The sequence below is a fragment of the Curtobacterium sp. TC1 genome, from assembly GCF_019844075.1.
GTDB lineage: Bacteria > Actinomycetota > Actinomycetes > Actinomycetales > Microbacteriaceae > Curtobacterium.
On record NZ_CP081964.1, the window covers coordinates 3917202 to 3937885 of the forward strand.

Genomic DNA, 20684 nt, shown 5'->3' on the forward strand with positions numbered 1-20684 from the left:
ACGTCAGCCCAGGTGCGCGTAGTCGGGCAGGTCGATCGCGTCCGCCGGAGGTGTGAAGAACCGATCGCCGAGTCGACCGATGAACGGCGTCGAGGCGACCCGGACCGCGGCACCGAACGCAGCGATCCCGAGCCGGCTCTTCGGGTTCGCGACCCGCGGGACCCCTGGCGGCAGCTGCTGCGCCTGCGCGACGTACGGCCGCATGATGCGCTCGTAGCCGCGGAAGGCATCGCGGTGGTCGACGTGGGCAGCGAGTTCACCGGCCAACACGTACGCCCCGGTGAGCGACAGGCTCGTGCCCATGCCGCTGACCGGTGAGGCGCAGTAGGCGGCGTCACCCACGAGCGCGACCCGACCCTCGGACCACCGCGGCGCACGGACCTGCCCGATCGACTCGGAGTACAGGTCGGCGGCGGCGTCGATGCCCTCGAGCACACGACCCGCCTCCCACCCGGCGTCCGCGAACACGGTGCGCAGGCGTCGGCGCTGTTCCTCGATCGATCGTCGTTCGGAGCCGGCGCGCTCCCGCGTCCGGTCGGTCACGAACGACAGCGTCGCGCGGATCGTGCCGTGCGGGTCCGGGCGCAGCGTGACCGATCGGCCACCCGGTGCGTTGTACCAGCGCCACCAGTCGTCGTCGGCGTCGGTCCGGGGGATCGTCGCGTAGGACGTCTCGAGGCCGAGGGACCGGATCTCGGGCTCGTCGCCGAAGACCAGACGCCGGGTGCTCGACCCGATGCCGTCTGCTGCCACCACCAGGTCGAACCGCTCGTCCGCGGCGTGCTCGAACTGCACGGTCACGCCGTCGCCGGCGCCGCCGTCGTTGTCCGCGATGCCGGTGATGCGGTCGCCGAAGCGGTACTCGGTGGTGTCGGTGGTCCGGCTGACGAGCAGCTGTGCGAGGTCACCGCGCAGGATCTCGAGCTCAGCCGTGGCACCGCCCGAGTCCGTGGTGCCCGCCGGGAACTCCGCGATCACCGAGCCGGAACGGCCGACGAACCGCGTGCCGACCTCACCCGTCGTGGCGGCGCGGATGTCGTCCTCGATGCCCATCCGTCGCGACACCTCGCGCCCAGCACCCCGCACGTCGACGTTCTGGCCGCCGGTCCGGAGCTCGGGGGCGCGCTCGACGATCGTCGTCTCGTAGCCGTAGCGGTCCAGCCAGTACGCCAGGGCGGGCCCGGCGATGCTCGCACCGGAGATGAGGACGCGCTTGCGATCGGTCGACATGTTGCCTCGAATCTTGATTACCAATGAGATTGGCAATGTACACGACTACCATCGACCCCGTGCCGCACGACGAACCGACAGCGCCCACCGACGGACGACGAGGCCGCGACGCGCGGAGCGACCGCGACGATCGACGCGACCGCGAGGACCGACGCGACCGCGAAGCCGCCCGTCGCGACGGACGAGCGCTGCCCGACGACGACATCCGCGCACGGGTCCAACAGGTCGGGGTCCGCCAGCAGCGGTTCGAGCGACACCTCGCCAGAGCGCTCGACGTCGACGCGGCCGGGCTCGAGGCGATGGACCACCTCATCAGCCACGGCCAGTCCACTCCGACCGAGCTCGCGCGACGGTTGGAGATCTCCACCGCTGCCATGACCCTCGTGCTCAACCGACTCGAGTCCGCCGGCCACGTCACGCGGGAGCGGCACCCCAGCGACGGCCGCAAGCTCGTGGTCACCGCAGCCGAGCGGTCGTCCGATCGTGCGCACGACCTGGTGCTGCCGCTGATCGAGGGGATCGAAGACGTCGTCGCCGACATGGACGACAGCGAGCGCGCCACCGTACAGGCGTTCCTGGACCGCCTGATCGGGATCTACGACGACGCGATGGACGGGTCAGGCGATCGCGTCGGGTGACCACGGTCGCTCACCGAGGCTCCACCGCGCCAATGCCTCGAGCTGTGCCTTCGCGCTCTCCAGGCTCGTGTGGTCGCCGAACACCTCGCCGGACCACCCACGGACCTCGTACCGGTGCGTGAACACGACGGTGCCGATGTGGAACGGGCCGGCGTGGGCTTCCCAGAGTTCGCCGTCGAGGGCCGTCCAGCTCGTCGACTCGTGCAGAGACAGACCAGTGGGGGCTGGTGGGACGTTCAACTGCGAGGAGGACATGGCCTGTTCCGGTCGGCATCGGACGGGGAGATCGTGCCGGCAGCCGGGGGCTCGGGTCACCTGCGGCCGACGGTAGTCCCTTGTCGTCGGGGTCGCCCAGGGTCGGGCGATTGACATCAGTTACTGAGTGCACTCAGAATTGAGTCTTCTCATCGAATCGACTCCCGGAGTACCCCCTGCGCGCCTTCACCTTCGACCAGTACAAGCAGCCCCTCCGCGAGACCGAGGTCCCCGAACCGGTCGTCGGCGACCACGACGTCCTCGTGGCCGTCACCGCCGCCGGCCTGAACCAGCTCGACGAGAAGATCCGCCAGGGCGAGTTCAAGCTGATCCTGCCGTACAAGACCCCGCTCGTCCTCGGCCACGACGTCGCCGGCACCGTGATCGCGGTCGGCGCAGGCGTCCGACGGATCAAGCCCGGCGACGAGGTCTTCGCCCGCCCCCGTGACCACCGCATCGGCACGTTCGCCGAGCGCATCGCCGTCGACGAAGCCGACGTCGCCCGCGCGCCGTCGAACGTGAGCGCAGCCGAGGCTGCCTCGATGCCGCTCGTCGCCCTGACCGCGTGGCAAGCGCTCGTCGAGAAGGGCGGGGTCGGACCGGGCACGAAGGTGCTCGTCCACGCGGGCTCCGGTGGCGTGGGGACGATCGCGATCCAGCTCGCCAAGCACCTCGGTGCCCACGTCGCCACCACGGCGTCGGCCGCCAACGCCGAGTTCGTCCGCGAGCTCGGTGCCGACGTGGTGATCGACTACCGAGCCCAGGACTTCGAGCAGGAACTGTCCGACTACGACTTCGTCCTCGACAGCCTGGGCGGCGAGAACCTCGAGAAGTCCCTGCGCGTGCTGCGCCCCGGCGGGAAGGTCGTGAGCATCAACGGCACACCCGACCCCGCCTTCGCGAAGGAGGCCGGGCTCAACCCGGTGATCCGACTGGTCATCGCCGGCATCAGCCGCAAGGTCCGCGCGCAGGCGAAGCGACTCGGGGTCACGTACGAGTTCCTGTTCATGCGAGCGGACGGCGCGCAGCTCCAGCAGATCGCCGACCTCGTGCAGGCCGGCGCGATCCGCCCGGTGGTCGGCGCCACGTTCGACTTCGACCAGACCCCCGAAGCGCTCGCGTCGATCGGGACGAGCCGCGTGCGCGGCAAGACCGTCGTCACCAGCAACTGACACCCCACCCACGACCGAACGGATCCGCCACCATGAGCGCCACCGACCCCGCGATCACCTCGTACGCCCACGCACCGACCAAGACCGTGCACGCGGGCGGTGCCACCTTCGCGTACCGCGAGCTCGGGCCGACCGGTGGCATCCCCGTCGTGTTCTTCGTGCACCTCGCAGCGACGCTCGACAACTGGGACCCGCGGATCGTCGACGCGATCGCCGCGACCCGGCACGTGATCGCCTTCGACCAGCTCGGCGTCGGCGTCTCCAGCGGCACCTTCCCCGACACCCTCGACACGGCAGCGGATGACGCGTACACGTTCATCACCGCCCTCGGCCACGAACAGATCGACGTGTTCTCGTTCTCGATGGGCGGGATGATCGCGCAGGACCTCGTCGTCGCGCACCCGGGTCTCGTCCGCCGCCTCGTCCTGACCGGCACCGGACCCCGCGGCGGCAAGGACATGGACAAGGTCGCTCGCACGACGTACTACGACATCCTGCGCGCCACGCTCACCCGGTCGGACCCGAAGGAGTTCCTGTTCTTCAACCGCGATGCCGTCGGTCAGCAGGCAGGCAAGGCGTTCATCGCGCGTCTGGAGGAACGCACGACCGACCGCGACGAGGCGATCAGCGCCAAGGCGTTCCGAACCCAGCTCAAAGCCATCCAGCGCTTCGGCCGGTCCGAACCGTCGGACCTGTCCGTGATCACGCAGCCGACCCTGATCGCCAACGGCGACCACGACCGGATGGTGCCCTCGGTCCTCTCCGAGGACCTGCACCGCCGCATCGCCGGCTCCGAGCTGGTCATCTACCCGAACTCCGGCCACGGCGGCGTCTTCCAGTACTGGGAGCAGTTCGCCCCGGTCGCCGCGGAGTTCCTCGCCGCCTGACACCCGGCCCGGATCAGCGCGGCAGGACCGCCTCGAGCTGCGCCCGGATCGACTCGACGACGCTCGTCACGGTGGTCTCGGGGTCGACGGCCGACACCATCGAGACGAACACCACCGCCGAGACCACGTGCGCGAGCGTCGCGGCCCGTGCGTCGTCGAGACCACCGCGGTCGATCAGGATCCCCGCGACCGACTGCTCGGTCTGACCCGAGATCGCGAGCGCTCGCGCATGGTGCGGCTCGCCCGGATCGCCGAACGCCATCTCCCGCAGGTAGGTCCGCCCGTTGGACACCTGCACCCGGTTGCAGGCGACGATCGGCGTCACGAGCGCGAGCACCGCATCGAGCACGTCGTCGGTCGCCTCAGCAGCTCGACGGCCCTGCGCGAGGGCCTCGTCGTACTTCGCGTTCTGCACCAGCAGCAGCAACTCGCCCTTGGTCTTCGCGTACAGGAAGAGCGTGCCGGCTCCGATGTCCGCGCGCTCGGCGATCTGCTGGGTCGTCACGTCGTCGACACCGTGCTCGGCGAACAACTCGCCGGCAGCAGCCGTGATCCGGTCGAGCTTGTCCTGTCGGTTCCGCTCGCGACGGCCTGGGGCCTGTGTCACTGCACGCTCCACATCTGGTCGGCGAGGGGGTCGATCCATCCTGCCACCCGCGGGGCACCCCCAGGACCCGGCCGGCGGCCGTCGACGTGGCGCGCAGTGCGGACGGGAGGCCCGTGGCGGCCTGGCACCGCGCCTCCCTTTCGCACGTCGGTGCGATCAGTGCCCGCCCTGCGATCAGCGCGCCGCCCGCGTGAACGTGCGGTGCACGACCCCCGACGGCGACGCGACCGTCTCGACGGCGAAGCGCTCCTCGATCCCCTCGAGTCCGTCCCAGAGGCGCTCGCCCCGGGCGAGCTCGAGCGCTTCCGCCGGGGTGGCGTCGACGAAGTGGAAGGTCGTCCTGCCCGCCATCTCGAGGGGCTCGCGCGGGTGGTGGGTGAGCACGAACACGGGCGTGTGGAACGGCGGTTCGTCGCCCCACCACCCGGTCCAGCCGTCGTCCGCTCCGGCACCGTACCCGTCGAGCGAGATCGCGAAGTTGTGGACCCTGACCGTCGACATGTCGCTCCTGTCCTGCTTCAGAAGGTGATGCCGGTCGCCGTCGCGAGGGCGTCGACGAGTTGGCGGCGGAACCGGAGGTCAGCGACCGCCTGGTGCGGCTCCTGCCGATGCCCGTGGAACCAGTAACCGCCGCTGAGGGTTGCGTCGGGGTCGGTCACGAGGGCCTCTTGCGTGCGGTGCCCGAGCTCGAGGTCGTCCGACGCCCCCGCGCCGCCCATCTTCGTCGGCACCCAGCCCGGGTCGACGGCGTTGCTCAGGACGCCGGGCCGGCGCTCGGCGACCTCGGCGGCGAGCGCGGTCACGAAGAGCTTGGTGTCCGAGTACGTGTTCGTCTCCGCGGTGCCGTCCCAGTCGACGCCGTCCAGTCGGGGCCGGCCACCGCGGTGCATCCCACTGCTCAGGTACACGTGCCGGGTCGGCGTCCGGAGCAGGGCGGTGAACAGGTAGGGCGCGACGACGTTGACCGGGATCAGCGCACGGCCGGAGATCACGCCGGCGTTGTGCACGACCGCGTCGATCGGGTCGCCGGCGTCGAGATCGCGCGCGGCGGCGATCACCGCGTCGCGGTCGGACAGGTCGGCGACGACGAGCGTGGCACCACGGTCGAGCAGGTCGGCGACTGCCTCCGCCCGTGCCGTGCTTCGGGCGTGCACGACGACCTCGTGCCCGTCGCGCAACAGGGTGTCGGCGGTCGCCCGCCCGAGGCCGTCGGTCGATCCGGTGACGAGGATGCGGGACATGTGGCCATCATGCGCCGGGTGGCGGAGGCGTGTGCGGCAGGTGGACCAGCAGCGGGGCGGACGGGAGGCGCGGGGCGGGCCCGCACCGCGCCTCCCGTCCGTTCTCGGCCCGGCCACACGGCTGCAGTACGGTCGCAGCATGAGCAGCTTCCTCGACCCCGCGGACGCCGTCGCCGTCGGCGACGCGACGATCGTGCCCGACGGGACGCGTCCGGTCGCAGCGGTCGTCACGGGTGACGACGTGCGGTCGACGACGTCCGCGTCCTGGCGACCACCGAGGGCGCGTGGATCGTCTACGAGTCGCACGGTGACGGCGGCGACGAGGTGTCCCGATCCGCCGTGCACGTCACGCCGACCGGTGTGACGTGCGCGGTCGAGCTCGGCGATCGTCGGCCGCACGGTGCCGACGTGGACGGATTGTGGATCGGTGACCCTCGTGACGCATCGATGTGGATGGACGACGACGAGGAAGACGTCTCAGAAGTCGATGGAGACGTCGACGCAGATCCCGACGACGCTGCCGGGGACGATCCGCTCGACGGCGTCGACCCGGAGACCCTGCCGTGGGCGCCGGCCGAGCCGTTCTGGCCGACACCGGAGGAGTGGGCGGCGACGGTCGAGGCCGAGGCGGCCGCCGAACACGCCCACGACGACCCAGAACTCCTCGACGACGAGGACGAGGAGGGCCCGTACACCTGGAGCTTCGGCTTCGGCGACGAGTCCGAGGGCTTCGTCACGTCGATGGAGCCCCTCGCGGACCCGGGTCCGCCACTGCCCACCCCGGCGACCGACCTCGTGCTCGTGCGACCGGACGGCACCCGCGCGACGATCGCCGTCGACCACCTGGTCGAGGGCGTCGGTCGTGAGGGCTCGGTGCTGACCGTCCGGTTCGCGCCGACCGGCCCGCGCCGGGCTCCGGACGCCATGGGTGGCAGGGGCATCGCGTACCAGTACCGCGAAGTGGACGTCGATGTCACCGACGGACTGCCGACCTCGATCACCACCGATGCCCCGCCGGCACGGACGGTGGACGACGACGAGGACGAGTCGTCGTGGGAGGCCGAGGAAGCACGGCTCGAAGCGGCTCGCGCCCCGTGGACCGAGCGGTTCGACCTCAGCGGGGTCGAGGGCGCCCGGTGGCCGCTGCACGACACGGACGACTCGACGAAGGCGCGGGCGGTCGCCGAACTGGTCGGTGTGTTCGAGTCGTTGGCCGACCCGGGGATCCTGTGGACCCGCGAGCACCCGGAGCCCCGCCGTGCGGCGAGCGCCTACCGGGCCGTCGAGGTCGTCGTCGAGGGGGAGTGGCCGGCGACCGAGGTGGTCGTGTCGTTCGAGCACAGCGACGTGCCGTACCTGCGGCTCCGTCGGCGGTACCGCGTGTTCGACGACGCCGGCCACGTCGAGGACTGGACGTACGTGACGGTGCACCTCGACGAGGACATCGGCAGCGGACACATCGCGCCGCGCGACGAAGCGGTGGACGGCGTCCTCGACATCTGACGGACGGCGCCCGTTCCGCAGCCTCAGCCGATGACGCCCGTGTGCTCGAGCACGATGTTCACGCCGATCAGGATGAGCACCACACCGCCGGCGATCTCGGCGGGCTTGCCGAACCGGGCTCCGACACGGCGGCCCACCACCACGCCGACGAAGGACAGCACCGCCGTCGTCACACCGATGAGCAGCACCGCGCCGCCGATCGACACCGGCAGGAACGCCAACGTGACGCCGACGGCCAGGGCGTCGATGCTCGTCGCGATCGCCAGGACCAGGAGCTCACGGATCGGCAGGCGGTCGGTGTCCTGCTCGGTGTCCTCGTGCTTCGAGAACGCCTCCCACAGCATCTTGCCGCCGATCAGCGCGAGCAACCCGAACGCGATCCAGTGGTCGAAGTCCGCGATGGAGCGGGCGAACGCCGACCCGAGCAGCCAGCCCAGCAGGGGCATGAGCGCCTGGAACGCACCGAACGTCAGCGCGATGACGAGGGCGTGCCGCACGTCGAAGCGCTTCATGTGCAGGCCCTTGCCGAGGGCGACGGCGAAGGCGTCTGCGGAGACACCGAGCGCGATGAGGAAGAGGGCCCAGAACGACATGGGGGCGGCGCCTTTCGAGACGGTCGGACGGAGACGCCGACGTCTCAGGACCTGACGATCCTGGCACGGTACCCAGCACGAAAAGGCCTGATCAGCGGTATTCGTCGCCCCGAATTCGGGGGTTGGTGCGCCCGCCCCGGTTCCTGACGGAAGGCTCGCGGCGGTGTCGGGCTGCGCGAGGTTCCACGACACCCCGCCCGCGTGCCGCCGAGGTTCCACGACACACCGCGTGCGACCCGCCGAGGTTCCGATCGGGGCGCCGCACGCGCGCGAGGTCCCAAAATTTCGGAACCTCGCGCGGCGGGGGCTCTGGGCGCGTCAGCGTCCGGCTGCTGCGTGGGCGGCGACCTGGGTGGCCGACAGTTCCGTCCCGTAGACGGCCGCGTACCGCATGGACCCGGTGAAGTAGGGGTTCGCGGGGGAGCCCGGCCACCCACTGACGGTGTCGTACCCGATGCGGAAGTAGCCGGTGAAGTTCTCGGGGGCCTTGAACGCAGCGTTCGAGGCGACCAGCGCGCCGTCGACGTAGAGACGCATGCCGTTCGTCGGCGACATCGTCGTCACGGCGTGGTGCCACGTGCCGTCCGTGTAGGCCCTGGGTGACGTGACGACCTGGGTCGTGCCGCTGTAGGTGCCGAACGCGAGCTGTCCACTGGTGTTGAGGTAGAGCTTCCGGTCGTGCTGGCCGGATCCGCCGGTCTGGCTGCTGCCGAAGCCGATGAGCTGCCCGCCGGCGACCGTCGTCCTGAACCAGACCTCTTCGCTGAAGGTGGTCGGGTTGGCGTACGAGCGCGAGGCGGTGACGTAGCTGGTCGAGCCGTTCAGCACGTAGGCGCTGCCGGTGTCGCGCGGGCAGGCGATCGGGTCGGGGGTGGCCGCCGTCATCGAGCCCTGGTAGGTGCCGTTCACGCCGCGGCCGGACCAGTCCGTGGCGGTCCTGGCGTTCGACGACTCGGTGAGCCGGTACGCGAACAGGGCGTTCGCGGTGTCCGCTCCGACGGCGCCCGTGCAGGTGAAGTACGGGGCGGTCGCGGCCGTGTTCGTGTCGTTCCGGACGGTGGCGCTGTAGGCCGAGCGCGTCGGGGCGAACTGGTTGAGGAGGACCACGACGGCCAGGGCGACCACGAGCAGGAGGGCGACGACGCGGCCGTCGCGCAGGTGACGGAGGATCACGAGGGACGCACCGCCTCGACGCGGCCGACCGCCAGGCAGGCCACGAGCGGGACCAGGCACAGGGCGATGAGCGCCACCCACCCCAGCGGGTCGAGGTCGATGTTCGACGTCAGCTGGTAGTGCCCGTTCTTCGTGAGTTCGTGGATGACCACGCGGCCGACCTCGCCGTCGACCAGGTGCACGGTGTTGCCGCCGTGGGCGTCGACGCGGACCGGGAAGATGCCGGACGAGATGACGGTGGCCTCGACGCCCGTCGGGCTCGAGGTGTTCGTGATGGTCGTCACGTTGACGAACGGCTTGAGGACGAACGCGGCGTACGAGACCGTCAGCGCGGAGCCGGCGATCCGGAGGCAGGTGCGGGTCACCCGGTCCGTGAAGGCGCTGGTCAGGGTGAGGATCAGGAGCGTGCCGATGAGCAGGATCGGGGCGGCACGGAACAGCCAGCCGAGGTGCGGGACCAGGAGCGCCGGGGTACCGATCACGTCGGCCTGCGAGAGCGTCCACGGGTCGACGGCGCCGTTCACGTCGCCGCGGGTGTGCAGACCGCCGTCAGCGTCGATCGCGATGATGCGGTGCGTGTAGACGATGTCGGGGTTCGCGGAGGTCTCGAACGAGACGATCTCGCCGACGTGCAGGGTGGTGATGTCGACCGGCAGGTCGAGCACCAGGGTGCCGACCGGGGCGGCCTCACCCATCGAGGGGGTCTCGACGACGAACCAACGGCCGCCGGCGGACAGGAACAGGATCGCCGCGGTGAGCAGCAGAGCGGCAACCAGGGCGAGCAACCAGGCGAGGACGGACTCGGAGCGGGTGACCGCACGGCCCCGGAGGACCGGACGGTCGAGCGTGCCGCTGAGCGGGATCGCTGCGGTCTGGCTCATGTCGTGCTCCTGCGGCTCGGTGGGGTGCGGCTCAGCGCGTGCTGCGCTCGGTGGGACGGGGGTGGCGACGCTCGACCGGAGGGGGGGGTCGGTCGAGCGTCGCCGGTCTGGGGTCACGGGACGTCCCGGGACGGCTTGGGGGGTGCCGGCCCGGAGCGGGATCAGGCCGTGAACGTCCAGGTCATGGGGACCGAGGCCGCGAGGCCCTGGTAGGTGTTGCCCGCCGACGAGTCGAGGGTCACCGCGAAGTTGAACGGGACGCTGGCACCGGCGGCCGGGGCCTGCGGCATCGTGAAGGCCGACGCTGCGGCGCCCTTGAAGCTGGCGAGCGTGCCGCTGAAGACGGTGGTCGAGCCGGACGTGATGACCAGGTTCATCTTGGCGCAGAGGTCGGTCGCGGTGCCGTTGGCCGAGCCGTTCGCCGACTGGGTGCAGGTGGCGCCGGGGTTCAGCGTGAAGGTGCTGGCGGCCGCGGTCCCGGTGTTCTTGATGGAGATCGCGGTGTTCACCGTGTTGCCCGGCGTCATCGTGGTGCTGCCGCCGAACTTGTTGATCGTCGAGCAGGTCGCGGAGTTCGTCGAGACCGAACCACCGTCGGTGCTGAGGCAGGTGACGGTCGCGCCGGCGTTCTGCTCCTGCATGATCAGCGTGCCGCTGCCGGCGGTGTTGCTGCTGTTCGTGATGCTCGCCGCGAACCCGGACAGGGTGCCGGTGAGCGAGAGGGAGAGGAGCACCGCGGCGAAGATGCCGGCCAGCAGGGCCACGGGTGCGAAGCGGATCCGCTTCAGTGCGGAGGTGCGGAGCTTGGTGGACACGGTGTTACCTCATCGGTTCGGTGGTTCGCGGTGGTCTGGGGAGCAAGTCACTCGGGCGGATTTGCTTCAATCATTAAGATAGTCATCGGTTGACCAAGTTAGCCACTCGCACACCTACCCCAGTGCGGGGGACGCTCGTGTCCCCCTGGTTCCCGACATGGAAGGATTCCCCCGTGACACCCGCCGCACACGATGACGACGCCGCCGACCTGATGGCCGCGTTCACCGCTGTCGTGCGCGCGAACGCGAGCCTGGTGAACCAGCTCAGCGCGCGCGCCGGAGTGCACGAGAACGCCCTCCGGGCGCTCGTGCTCATCAGCGACACCGGGTACTCCACGCCGACCGAGGTCGCCGGGTACCTCGGCCTGACCTCGGGCGCGGTGACGAACATGATCGACCGGATGAGCACCGCCGGACTCCTCGAGCGCGCGCCGAACCCGAACGACCGTCGTGGGTCGTTGCTGCGGCTGCTGCCGGCCGGCGACGACGTCGTCACGGACTACCGGCAGCGGTACGCCGCCATACTCCGGGCGGTCGACGGCGCACACGGCGGCGAGCTGCACGAGGTGCTCAACGACCTGGCGACGAGTCTGTACGACCAGGCCGCGGCGGCGGGGGAGTAGGGCGCCGAGCTCGCGTGCTCGGGTGCCCGTCAGACCGGCTGGAGCGCCTGCCGCTCGCCGGAGGGCAACTCGACCCGGATGCTGTCACCCGTGCGGACGACACCGCCGGTCACGACGACGCTCATCACGCCGCCCTTCCGCACCACCGCACCGTCCTCGTCCCGCCCGAGCACCTCGCGCAACAGGCCCGGTTCGAACCCGTTGATCTGCTGGCACGGGTTGCGCAGGCCCGTCACACGGACGCACGCCTCGTCGCCGAGGTGCAGCAGCGTCCCGGTGGGCAGACCGAGCAGGTCGACACCGCGGGTCGTGACGTTCTCGCCCATCTGGCCGGGCTCGACGCGGAACCCGGCCTCGGCGACGTCGTCGAACACCTCGGCGTGGAGCAGGTGGACCTGACGCAGGTTCGGCTGCGAAGGGTCACGCGCGACTCGTGAACGGTGCTGGACGGTCGTCCCGGCATGCGCATCGCCCTCGATGCCCCAGCCCGCGACCAGGGTGACCTCGTCGACGACGGGCTTGCTGAACCGATGGACGTCGTCCCGGCTCACGGCGATCACGCGCGGCTGCTCGCCACGGTTGTCGGTCATGGTCCGATTCTGGCGCAGGTCCGGGTCCGGCGCACCGGTGACGCTGGGTCGTTCGTTCGGATGCCCGCGCTCAGCTGGCCGGCACCACGTCCCAGTGCCCACGGATCTTCCCGCTGTCGACACGGAACAGGTCGGCGGCGAGGATCGGGTCACCCGACTTCGCATCGACCCGCTGCGAGAACGTCCAGACGATGTCGTTGTAGGACAGGGAGATGACCGACTGCTGCGCCGGGAACTGCGCGCCAGCCGCGAACAGTTGCTTCAGCGCGGCCGTGCCGTTCGGCGCCACCGGATTGTGCTGCAGGTTCGTCAACTCCGGGCGGTCCGTCGGATCGGTGCGGTCCCACCAAGACGTCATGCGCAGACGTTATCCGGTGTCCGTGGACAACCGGCGGGCATCGGAAACGGCTCCGACCTGTGCGATCCTTCGGATGTGCACTACCGGCTGATGAACGAGTACAACGTCGATTGGCCACTGTGGGACGACGACGGGCCGTGCGCCGAGGGCACACCGTCCTTCTCGCCGCGTCTCACGAGCGAGATCCGTGCCTGGGCCCGCGACTTCACCGAGAACTACGGTATCGAAGCGGGCTGGCCGACCGAGGCTGCCGCCCGCTCCCACGAACGTCAGGGACGTCGTCTCCTTCTCCTTGTGGAACGAGAGCTGCCGCAAGAGCACGACGTCGTACTCGGCTACTGGGAGACGAACAAGCGCAAGGGCCTGTAGCTCCGACGCGTTCGGTTGGGGGATCGCCGAGCCGTCGCATCACGGCACCAGGTGCTGCACGATCGAACTGCCCGCTCCGTTGAGTCGGACTTCCGCCAGGGCGCCGTTGACCAGTGGCATCTGCGGAGGCTGATGCCCGGTGTCGAAGTCGAGGAGTACCGGCACGTCGAGGTCGCCCAGCGCGTGTCGCACGGCGTCTTCCTGGCTCAGTTCCGGCACTGCGGCGCCGTCGGTACGCCCGATCAGGATGCCGTTCGCGTCATCGAACCAGCCCGCGAGACGCAGCGAGGTGAGCATCCGAAGGACGGTGATCGCGTTCGACTCCGCCGCTTCGAGGTAGACGATCGTGCCCTCCGGGGCGTACTTCCGCGCGAATCCAGGCACGTCACCGTAGGGCGTTCCAGCAAGCAACGACACCGTTTCGAGGCAGCCACCGATCAGACGGCCGCGCATCCTCACGTCACTCGTTCCGTCGAGGGACCGCCACCTCGTAGGGGCGTCGTAGGCCCGATCGCGGTCCAACGGCTCGTCCGCCCACGCTCCCCACGGACGGCTGCGTCGGCGAGGTGCGCTGTACTGCTCGAAGGTGCTGTTCGGCGGAAGCCCCGCGACGTCGGTCCACCGCGCGAACTCGGTGGGGAGCTCGTACGGCTCATCCATGAGATTCGCGCCGTGGAGCGTCGCGAGCCCGGTCCGCGTGGTCAGGGGCAGCAGCAACGTCGAGATGTCCGACCACCCCACGAACCACGGGCGAGCTTCGGCGAGGACGTTCCAGTCGATCCCCTCGACCAACTCGATGGCGAGCTCCCCGCCCCATGGTGGAAGGACGACGTCAGCTCCCTCGAACGCAGCGTGCAGGTCTTCCGCTCGCGCAGCAGCCGGCGCCGGGGTCAGACCACCCGTCACCGCGTGCGGGCGCAGTCGAACGTCGAAGCCGAGGGTCGTGAGCGCATCGACCGCAGCGTGCAAACGCGCGAGGAGATGCGCGGGGACGCCCATCGACGGTGCCGGAACCTCGATGCGTCCCCCTGCTCGGAGCGGCGCCGGGTAGGTGATGCTCGCCATGGTTCGACCGTAACGGCCTCCTGATCATGTCCCGCAAGCGACGGTGCACCGATTCCGAAATCTCAGCCGCTCACCGGGGCAATCAGGAGATGTCAATGCATCTGCCCGGCAGCCGATCGGTTAGCGGACGGTCTAGCCAAGGCGCGTAACCGAGAGGGAGGGCTCGACGGGATCTGTCCCGGCGCCCGTGCGCGTGCGCTCTGAGCGGACGTGCGTCCGGCGGAGCCGTCGGGTCGGTTGGCTGGGGGCATGCGAGCACTGGTATTGGGTGGAACTGGGTGGCTGGGGCGAGCGATCGTGCGCGATTTCGTAGCGGCGGGAGTCGAGGTCACGTGTCTTGCGCGAGGCGAGTCTGGAGCGGTGCCGGAAGGCGCACGGTTCGTGCGCGCGGATCGGCTTGCAGCCGACGCATACGAGTCGGTGCGGGGCGCGTGGGATGAGGTGATCGAACTGTCCAGCGAGCCGGAGCTCGTAGAACCAGCCCTCGCGGAACTTGCTGACACTGCAGCGCACTGGACACTTGTGTCGACGGTCTCCGTGTACGCCCGAAACGATGAGCCAGGAGCGGACGAGTCAGCAACGCTGGTGGAACCGACGAACCTCGCGGAGTACGCGGACGCGAACGTCGCGGCCGAGCGAAGCAGCACGGCCCGGCTGGGCGCCCGACTGCTCGTTGCCCGACCTGGCCTCATCGTCGGCCCCGGCGATCCGAGCGACCGATTTGGGTACTGGCCGGCACGATTGAGCAGCAGCGGTCCAACGCTCATTCCGAAAACGGCCGGTCGATTCGTTCAAGTGATCGACGTCGCTGATCTCGCGGCCTGGCTCAGCCGGGCAGCGCGGGGCGGTTACGTCGGAGTCGCCAATGCCGTTGGGGATGTCATCCCCATGAGTACGTTCTTCGAACGAGTCTCGGCTGTCACCAACTTCGATGGCGCATTCGAGGAGGTCGAGGACGAGGTGCTGCTTGCGCACGACGTCCGGTACTGGGCAGGACCCCGATCGCTGCCGCTGTGGTTGCCGCTATCTGACGCAGCCATGGCCCAGCGATCTGCGCGGATCTTCCAGCAGATGACTGGACGTGTTCGACCGCTCGAATCGACCGTGGCCGACGTCCTCGAGGATGAACGATTCCGGGGGCTGGGCCGCTCACGTCGCTCGGGTCTGTCGGCCGCCGAAGAAAGCAGCGTCCTGCAAGACGTCCTGTAGCCGATCGCTCACCGGCCGGCCTGAAACTGCACCTGGTCGTGCAGCTCGGCGGCACACCTGTGGCCGGGGTAGCGCAGGCTGTCGAAGAACATGTTCGTGTGTGCGACGATTTGCTCGCCGGTGATGAGGACGCCGTCGTACTCGGCATCCGTCGTCGTGTGCGCGTCGGACACCAGCGTGACGTCGAACCCACGCGCGGCCGCTGCTTGAGTGGTCGTCCGGACGCAGTAGTCGCTCTGGGCGCCGGCAACGACGAGGTGCTGCACACCCAAAGCGTCCAGGACGTCGGCGAGGCGCGTGTCTGCAAAGGAGTCGCGGTACTCCTTCCGGACGAGCGGCTCGCCCGCCCTGCGTTCGAGCGGTGCCGCGAGTGCCCACGCATCGGTGCCCTCCGCGAAGCTGCCGTGGTCCTGTACCCACACCACCGGCACGCCGGTCGATCGCGCGCGCTCGACGAGCTGCGCGGTGCGACCGAGCACGCCGTCGGCGTCGAAGCAGCCTTGCAAGACGCCGCGCTGCAGATCGATGACAAGAAGCGCAGTCGTATCGGGCACACCCCATCGTCTCAGCTCACGCGTCCGATAGCCGATCCGTCAGCGGGCCGGCTTCCTTCGGAACGCCACCACCGACGCGGCGACACCGCATACGGCGATGATCGATCCCATCACGCCGAGGAACGCGCCGGAGTCGCTGAAGCCAACTATGGCCATCGCGATGCCCGCCACCAGCAGGACGACCCCGGCGATGACCAGAGTCGTCTTCGAACGTTGAGAAGCATTCGGGTTGCTCATCGGCTCAACTTAGCTCCTGGCGGCACTAACTGACCGTCTGGATAGACGATCCGCTACCGGTCGTCGCCCTCCCGCAAGCTCTTCAGGCCTGCGTACAGTGCCCACGGCATGAGCACGATCAACAGAAGCCACGATCCGGGTTTGGTGGTGTTGATGATGAGGTTCAGCAGTCCGAGGGCGAGCATGAGACTGGCTGCGATCACCATGAACCACGCAAACGGGCGCGGGTACTTTGGCAACTTCACCGGCTCAACGTAACGGCGAACGCACGGTCTCGCATCGCGATGGCTCAGCGGCGAACGATCCGGATGATTCGGATGATTCGGATGAAGTAGTACGTGAGCAGGAACATCAAGGCGCCGAGGGCGACAAGTAGGTAGCCGATGGCGTCTCCGGATCGAGCTTGCGCGATGCCCAAGATGACTGCTGCCGCCCCAACGAGCGGCGCACACACTGCAAGGACTCGAACGAGCGCCAAACCTCTTGGAGCGAGTGCTTTCACTTTGGGCATGCCTGAAGCATGCCGCAGATCGCGTCCCGCTAGCCGGTCGTCGACCGGACTCGGCGACACCGAGAACGCGGAGTTACCTGCCGTAGGCGAATCGGTGCGCCGCTGACGCGCCTGCTAGCGCAGGCTGTCCGGAGCTCTTGTCTCAATTGGGTGGTCCGCAATTCCTATCGGTGGAGGTGCGTCATGCGGACGCTTCGCGCGCGCTCCCAGGACTCAGGGTGAGCGACCAACCGTCGCCCCCGCCCGCGCGCATGGAGACAAGTTGTGTGCGAAGGAGACAGATTATGTGCGCGGCGACACGCGCCTACTGCGGCATGTCCACGAACCGCGAGAACATCCCGTGGAACGCCACGGTGATGGTGTCCGTCGGCCCGTTGCGGTGCTTCGCCACGATCAGGTCGGCCTCACCCTGCCGCGGGTTGTCCTTCTCGTACGCCGACTCGCGGTGCAGCAGGATGACCATGTCGGCGTCCTGCTCGATCGACCCGGACTCACGGAGGTCGGAGATCGCGGGCTTCTTGTCGGCACGCTGCTCGGGGCCACGGTTCAGCTGCGACAGCGCGATGACGGGGACCTGGAGCTCCTTCGCCATCAGCTTCAGTGCACGCGAGAACTCGGAGACCTCTTGCTGGCGGCTCTCGACCTTCTTGCCCGAGGTCATCAGCTGCAGGTAGTCGATGACGACGAGCTTGAGGTTGTGCTGCTGCTTGAGTCGACGGCACTTGGCGCGGATCTCGACCAGCGTCATGTTGGGGGAGTCGTCGATGAAGAACGGGGCGTCGTTGATGCGGCCGCGGGTCTGCGCGATGGTGGTCCAGTCGCGGGAGTCGACGGTGCCCTTGCGCATGTTCTGCAGGGGAACGCTGGTCTCGGCGGACAGGAGTCGCATCGCGATCTCGGCGCGACCCATCTCGAGCGAGAAGAAGGCGGCGGTCTGGTCGTGCTTGATCGCGGCTGCGCGGCACAGGTCGAGCGCGAGAGTGGACTTACCGAGCGCCGGTCGTGCGGCGACGATGATGAGCTGCCCGGGGTGGAAGCCGTTCGTCAGGCCGTCGAGCTGCGCGAAGCCGGTCGGCACACCGGTCATCTGGCCGTCGCGCCCCTTGGCGGCCTCGATCTCGTCGAGGGCGGCCGAGATGGCGTCGGTCAGCGGGACGTAGTCCTCGGTCTGCACGCCGCCGGCGACGTTGTAGACCTCGGCCTGGGCGCTGTTGACGAGGTCGGTGACCTCTCCCTCGGACGCGTACCCCATCTGCACGATGCGCGTACCGGCGTCGACGAGGCGACGGAGGACGGCCTTCTCGGCGACGATGCCGGCGTAGTACCCGGCGTTCGCCGCGGTCGGCACCATGCTCGTGACGCTGTGCAGGTACTCGGCGCCACCGCCACGGGACAGCAGTCCGGTCTTGGTCAGCTCGTCGGTGACGGCGATGACGTCGGTGGGCTCGCCGTGCGAGTAGAGCGACAGGATCGCGTCGAAGATGACCTCGTGCTTGGGGACGTAGAAGTCCACGCCGCGGGCCGTCTCGATGACGTCGGCGACGGCGTCCTTCGACAGCAGCATGCCGCCGATGGTCGACTGCTCGGCCAGCAGGTCGTGCGGCGGGGTGCGTTCCATGCCGCGCTCCGCGTACTCCTGCGGTGCGGGCTCAAGATGCGCGATCGACACACTCTCTCCTCTGTTGAACGACGCGGGACCGGACACGACGGCCCGACACCCGCAACGACTTTCTACCCCCAGCAACCGACATCCCCGAGTCGCTGGGCCAAGCTACGGCCGCAGAGTTATCCCCAACAAACGGCCCTGTGGATAACTCTGTGGAGGGATTGCGGAACACGCCGGGATGCTGTGTGGACAACTGTGGACGGGCCTGTGGAAACAGGCCTATGGGAACACACTTTCGACCGCCTGACCTGGGGTTTTCCACTTCACACCATGTGTGGAAAAGTGGGGTTCAAGTAGTCGTTGAAGGTTCCGATTTGACACGTTTCTGCTGTGTAAAACGACTTGACAAGCGCCCTCCCTGTGGGGAGTGTTCTCGGGCCGTTCCCAGCAAGCCGGATCGTGCCTGAGAGGTAACCAGCCAGCCAAGCCGAGCCCGCCCGTGCAAGCCGAGCCGGGCCTCCCGTCCGCACTGGACGACCGTGCGTTGATGGTGAGCAGAAGATGTCGAGTGGGGGAGCGGGACCCGACCTTTTCTGCTCACCAAGTGAAACCACGCACGCCCCGCGCCCCGCACCATGCGAAGCACCCGTCAACGCAACGACGGGCGGGCCTCCCGGAGGAGACCCGCCCGTCGTGGAGCGGAACGTCAGTGCTACTTGGCAGCGACGACCTTGAGCGAGATCACGGCAGTGATGTCCTCGCGCAGACGCACGGTGGCCTCGTGGTCACCGACGGTCTTGATGGTCGCGGGGACCTCGACCTTGCGCTTGTCGAGCGAGCCGACGCCCTGCGCCTGGACGGCGTCAGCGACGTCGCCCGGACGGACGGAGCCGAACAGACGACCGTCCTTGCCGGCCTTGACCGCCAGGGAGATGGTCGCGTTCTCGAGCTTCATCTTGAGGTCCTGTGCCTCTTCGATGGTGGCGAGCTCACGCGCGGTGCGCGCGGCACGGATCGACTCGACCTGCTTCTCGCCGCCCTTGGACCACGCGACAGCGAAGCCCTGGGGGATGAGGTAGTTGCGGGCGTAGCCGTTCTTGACGTCGACGACGTCACCAGCGGAACCGAGGCCGGAGACCTCGTGGGTGAGGATGAGCTTCGACATGTGTCGACCTCCGATCAGCGGCCGGAGCCGGCGTAGGGGAGGAGCGCCATCTCACGGGCGTTCTTCACGGCACGGGCGATGAGGCGCTGCTCCTGGACGGAGACGCCGGTGATGCGACGGGCGCGGATCTTTCCACGCTCCGAGATGAACTTGCGAAGGGTCGCAACGTCCTTGTAGTCGATGACGCCGACCTTGATCGACTTCGCGGGAGCGGCGTTCTTGCCGCCCTTGCCGCGAGGCTTCCGGCGGTCGCCGGTGCTCTTTCCAGCCATAGTGATTTGTCCTTAGAAGAAGAGTTGTGTGTCCGTCGGAACCAGGAGGATCAGAACGGGGTCTCGTCGTCGAAGTTGCCGCCGGGGGTGCTCCACACGTCGTTCGACTGTGCGTTGCCGCCGCCCTGCTGGCCACCCTGCGGGGACCACGGCTCGTCGGACTGGCCACCAGCGGAGGCGTTGCCGCCGCCGTTGTTGTTCCAGCCGCCGTTGCCGCCGCCCTGCTGACCGCCGCCGTTGCCGCCGCCGACCTGGCCACGACCGCCGCCGCCACCCGCTGCGCGGGTGATCTGTGCGGTCGCGTACCGGAGCGACGGGCCGATCTCGTCGACCTCGAGCTCGATGCTCGTGCGCTGCTGACCCTCACGGTCCTGGTAGGAACGCTGACGCAGACGACCCTGCGCGATGACGCGCGAGCCCTTCGTCAGTGACCCCGCCACGTGCTCGGCGAACTCCCGCCACACACTCGCGCGGAGGAACAGCGCGTCGCCGTCCTTCCACTCGTTCGCCTGACGGTCGAACGTGCGAGGCGTGGAGGCGATGGTGAAGTTCGCCACCGCGAGCCCGTTCTGCGTGTAGCGCAGCTCGGGGTCCGCGGTGAGGTTGCCCACCACCGTGATGACGGTTTCGCCGGCCACGGGTTACTCGGCGCTCGCGGTCGCGGTTGCGGACGCGTTGGCGGCCTTGCGGGCCGCACGTGCCTCGTCGCGCTGCTTCTGGGCGGCGACCTGCGCGATGCCCTCTTCGGCGCGGAGGACCTTCGTGCGGAGCACGGCCTCGGAGAGACCGAGCTGACGGTCGAGCTCCTTGGCGGCCTCGGGGGAGGACGTGAAGTCGACGACGGCGTAGATGCCCTCGGACTTCTTGGCGATCTCGTAAGCGAGCCGGCGACGGCCCCAGACGTCCACGTTGTCGACGGAGCCACCGTCGTTGCGGATGACAGCGAGGAACTTGTCCAGGCTGGGAGCGACGGTGCGCTCATCGATCTCGGGGTCGAGGATCGCCATCAGTTCGTACTGGTGCATGCGGAACCCACCTCCTCTGGTCTCAGCGGCCCCGGGCAGTTCCCGGGGCAGGAGGGTTGATGCATGTGCCACGGCACGCAGACACGCGCCGGGCAACCTGCACAG

Annotated in this window: 29 protein-coding genes; 8 read left to right on the top strand and 21 right to left on the bottom strand. The window is 69.0% G+C overall.

Features of this window, described 5'->3' with window-relative positions; translation table 11 throughout:
- Window positions 1-3 precede the first annotated feature (3 nt).
- Window positions 4-1230: an FAD-dependent monooxygenase gene (locus tag KZI27_RS19855; protein ID WP_222658939.1), complete on the bottom strand. Its 1227-nt coding sequence runs from the start codon at window positions 1228-1230 to the stop codon at window positions 4-6.
- A 35-nt stretch (window positions 1231-1265) separates the two neighbouring features.
- On the opposite strand from KZI27_RS19855, the gene KZI27_RS19860 reads away from it, so the two are divergent.
- Window positions 1266-1868, top strand: a complete 603-nt coding sequence (locus KZI27_RS19860) for a MarR family winged helix-turn-helix transcriptional regulator (protein WP_222658940.1) — start codon at window positions 1266-1268, stop codon at window positions 1866-1868.
- Here KZI27_RS19860 and KZI27_RS19865 read toward each other — a convergent pair.
- Window positions 1848-2123 carry a hypothetical protein gene (locus KZI27_RS19865; protein ID WP_222658941.1) on the bottom strand — a complete coding sequence of 92 codons (276 nt, stop codon included), beginning with the start codon at window positions 2121-2123 and terminating at the stop codon, window positions 1848-1850. The two genes, KZI27_RS19860 and KZI27_RS19865, sit on opposite strands and share 21 nt — an antisense overlap.
- A gap of 263 nt (window positions 2124-2386) precedes the next feature.
- Here KZI27_RS19865 and KZI27_RS19870 point away from each other — a divergent pair, with 263 nt between their 5' ends.
- Both KZI27_RS19870 and KZI27_RS19875 read left to right on the top strand, forming a co-directional pair.
- Entirely contained in the window at window positions 2387-3295 is a 909-nt protein-coding gene (locus KZI27_RS19870) for an NADP-dependent oxidoreductase (RefSeq protein WP_261783999.1), read from the top strand.
- A 32-nt stretch (window positions 3296-3327) separates the two neighbouring features.
- Complete coding sequence (locus tag KZI27_RS19875) at window positions 3328-4182, top strand: alpha/beta fold hydrolase (protein ID WP_222658942.1); 855 nt, start codon at window positions 3328-3330, stop codon at window positions 4180-4182.
- Window positions 4183-4195: 13 nt separating this feature from the next.
- Here the strand turns inward: KZI27_RS19875 and KZI27_RS19880 are convergent, their stop codons facing one another.
- The 3 genes from KZI27_RS19880 to KZI27_RS19890 form a co-directional block, all read right to left on the bottom strand.
- Window positions 4196-4828: a TetR/AcrR family transcriptional regulator gene (locus KZI27_RS19880; RefSeq protein ID WP_222658943.1), complete on the bottom strand. Its 633-nt coding sequence runs from the start codon at window positions 4826-4828 to the stop codon at window positions 4196-4198.
- Between the two features lie 135 nt (window positions 4829-4963).
- Window positions 4964-5290 (bottom strand): hypothetical protein, encoded by a 327-nt coding sequence (locus KZI27_RS19885; protein ID WP_222658944.1) that lies wholly within the window; start codon window positions 5288-5290, stop codon window positions 4964-4966.
- 17 nt (window positions 5291-5307) lie between these two features.
- Window positions 5308-6030, bottom strand: coding sequence for an SDR family NAD(P)-dependent oxidoreductase (locus KZI27_RS19890; RefSeq protein ID WP_222658945.1), 723 nt, complete (start codon window positions 6028-6030; stop codon window positions 5308-5310).
- Between the two features lie 139 nt (window positions 6031-6169).
- On the opposite strand from KZI27_RS19890, the gene KZI27_RS19895 reads away from it, so the two are divergent.
- Together KZI27_RS19895 and KZI27_RS19900 are read left to right on the top strand one after the other, a co-directional pair.
- On the top strand, window positions 6170-6394 hold the full coding sequence (locus tag KZI27_RS19895; protein WP_222658946.1) for a hypothetical protein: 225 nt from the start codon (window positions 6170-6172) through the stop codon (window positions 6392-6394).
- Between the two features lie 44 nt (window positions 6395-6438).
- On the top strand, window positions 6439-7533 hold the full coding sequence (locus KZI27_RS19900) for a hypothetical protein (RefSeq protein WP_222658947.1): 1095 nt from the start codon (window positions 6439-6441) through the stop codon (window positions 7531-7533).
- A gap of 23 nt (window positions 7534-7556) precedes the next feature.
- Here KZI27_RS19900 and KZI27_RS19905 read toward each other — a convergent pair whose 3' ends face one another.
- From KZI27_RS19905 to KZI27_RS19920, 4 genes are all read right to left on the bottom strand, one after another.
- Complete coding sequence (locus tag KZI27_RS19905) at window positions 7557-8126, bottom strand: manganese efflux pump MntP family protein (RefSeq protein WP_111083644.1); 570 nt, start codon at window positions 8124-8126, stop codon at window positions 7557-7559.
- Between the two features lie 318 nt (window positions 8127-8444).
- Window positions 8445-9299, bottom strand: a complete 855-nt coding sequence (locus KZI27_RS19910; RefSeq protein ID WP_222658948.1) for a LamG domain-containing protein — start codon at window positions 9297-9299, stop codon at window positions 8445-8447.
- On the bottom strand, window positions 9296-10180 hold the full coding sequence (locus KZI27_RS19915; RefSeq protein ID WP_222658949.1) for a S26 family signal peptidase: 885 nt from the start codon (window positions 10178-10180) through the stop codon (window positions 9296-9298). Before KZI27_RS19915 ends, KZI27_RS19910 begins: the two co-directional genes overlap by 4 nt.
- Before the next feature lie 161 nt (window positions 10181-10341).
- Window positions 10342-10995: a hypothetical protein gene (locus tag KZI27_RS19920; protein ID WP_123311379.1), complete on the bottom strand. Its 654-nt coding sequence runs from the start codon at window positions 10993-10995 to the stop codon at window positions 10342-10344.
- A 173-nt stretch (window positions 10996-11168) separates the two neighbouring features.
- Between KZI27_RS19920 and KZI27_RS19925 the strand changes: the two genes are divergently transcribed.
- Entirely contained in the window at window positions 11169-11618 is a 450-nt protein-coding gene (locus tag KZI27_RS19925) for a MarR family winged helix-turn-helix transcriptional regulator (RefSeq protein WP_222658950.1), read from the top strand.
- Between the two features lie 29 nt (window positions 11619-11647).
- Here the strand turns inward: KZI27_RS19925 and KZI27_RS19930 are convergent, their stop codons facing one another.
- Both KZI27_RS19930 and KZI27_RS19935 read right to left on the bottom strand, forming a co-directional pair.
- A complete protein-coding gene (locus KZI27_RS19930) occupies window positions 11648-12208 on the bottom strand; it encodes an MOSC domain-containing protein (protein ID WP_222658951.1) in 561 nt (186 codons plus the stop codon).
- 70 nt (window positions 12209-12278) lie between these two features.
- Window positions 12279-12566, bottom strand: a complete 288-nt coding sequence (locus tag KZI27_RS19935) for a hypothetical protein (RefSeq protein WP_261784002.1) — start codon at window positions 12564-12566, stop codon at window positions 12279-12281.
- Between the two features lie 75 nt (window positions 12567-12641).
- Here KZI27_RS19935 and KZI27_RS19940 point away from each other — a divergent pair, with 75 nt between their 5' ends.
- The gene (locus tag KZI27_RS19940; protein ID WP_222658952.1) at window positions 12642-12935 is read left to right on the top strand and encodes a hypothetical protein; all 294 of its coding nucleotides are present in this window, start codon (window positions 12642-12644) and stop codon (window positions 12933-12935) included.
- A gap of 39 nt (window positions 12936-12974) precedes the next feature.
- Here KZI27_RS19940 and KZI27_RS19945 read toward each other — a convergent pair whose 3' ends face one another.
- Entirely contained in the window at window positions 12975-14000 is a 1026-nt protein-coding gene (locus tag KZI27_RS19945; protein WP_222658953.1) for a S66 peptidase family protein, read from the bottom strand.
- Window positions 14001-14249: 249 nt separating this feature from the next.
- Between KZI27_RS19945 and KZI27_RS19950 the strand changes: the two genes are divergently transcribed.
- Window positions 14250-15209: an NAD-dependent epimerase/dehydratase family protein gene (locus tag KZI27_RS19950; protein ID WP_222658954.1), complete on the top strand. Its 960-nt coding sequence runs from the start codon at window positions 14250-14252 to the stop codon at window positions 15207-15209.
- Between the two features lie 8 nt (window positions 15210-15217).
- On the opposite strand, the gene KZI27_RS19955 is transcribed toward KZI27_RS19950, so the two are convergent.
- The 9 genes from KZI27_RS19955 to rpsF all read right to left on the bottom strand — a co-directional run bounded on the left by KZI27_RS19955 (window position 15218) and on the right by rpsF (window position 20579).
- A complete protein-coding gene (locus KZI27_RS19955) occupies window positions 15218-15763 on the bottom strand; it encodes a cysteine hydrolase family protein (RefSeq protein ID WP_222658955.1) in 546 nt (181 codons plus the stop codon).
- A gap of 39 nt (window positions 15764-15802) precedes the next feature.
- Entirely contained in the window at window positions 15803-16000 is a 198-nt protein-coding gene (locus tag KZI27_RS19960; protein WP_222658956.1) for a hypothetical protein, read from the bottom strand.
- 53 nt (window positions 16001-16053) lie between these two features.
- On the bottom strand, window positions 16054-16245 hold the full coding sequence (locus tag KZI27_RS19965) for a hypothetical protein (protein ID WP_222658957.1): 192 nt from the start codon (window positions 16243-16245) through the stop codon (window positions 16054-16056).
- 44 nt (window positions 16246-16289) lie between these two features.
- Window positions 16290-16511: a hypothetical protein gene (locus tag KZI27_RS19970; protein ID WP_222658958.1), complete on the bottom strand. Its 222-nt coding sequence runs from the start codon at window positions 16509-16511 to the stop codon at window positions 16290-16292.
- A gap of 304 nt (window positions 16512-16815) precedes the next feature.
- Window positions 16816-18180, bottom strand: coding sequence for a replicative DNA helicase (gene dnaB / locus KZI27_RS19975; protein ID WP_111083664.1), 1365 nt, complete (start codon window positions 18178-18180; stop codon window positions 16816-16818).
- Between the two features lie 649 nt (window positions 18181-18829).
- Window positions 18830-19282 carry a 50S ribosomal protein L9 gene (gene rplI, locus KZI27_RS19980; RefSeq protein WP_111083665.1) on the bottom strand — a complete coding sequence of 151 codons (453 nt, stop codon included), beginning with the start codon at window positions 19280-19282 and terminating at the stop codon, window positions 18830-18832.
- 14 nt (window positions 19283-19296) lie between these two features.
- The gene (rpsR, locus tag KZI27_RS19985) at window positions 19297-19554 is read right to left on the bottom strand and encodes a 30S ribosomal protein S18 (protein ID WP_017887834.1); all 258 of its coding nucleotides are present in this window, start codon (window positions 19552-19554) and stop codon (window positions 19297-19299) included.
- Between the two features lie 50 nt (window positions 19555-19604).
- On the bottom strand, window positions 19605-20192 hold the full coding sequence (locus KZI27_RS19990) for a single-stranded DNA-binding protein (protein ID WP_123311310.1): 588 nt from the start codon (window positions 20190-20192) through the stop codon (window positions 19605-19607).
- Window positions 20193-20195: 3 nt separating this feature from the next.
- A complete protein-coding gene (rpsF, locus tag KZI27_RS19995) occupies window positions 20196-20579 on the bottom strand; it encodes a 30S ribosomal protein S6 (protein ID WP_222658959.1) in 384 nt (127 codons plus the stop codon).
- Window positions 20580-20684 lie beyond the last annotated feature (105 nt).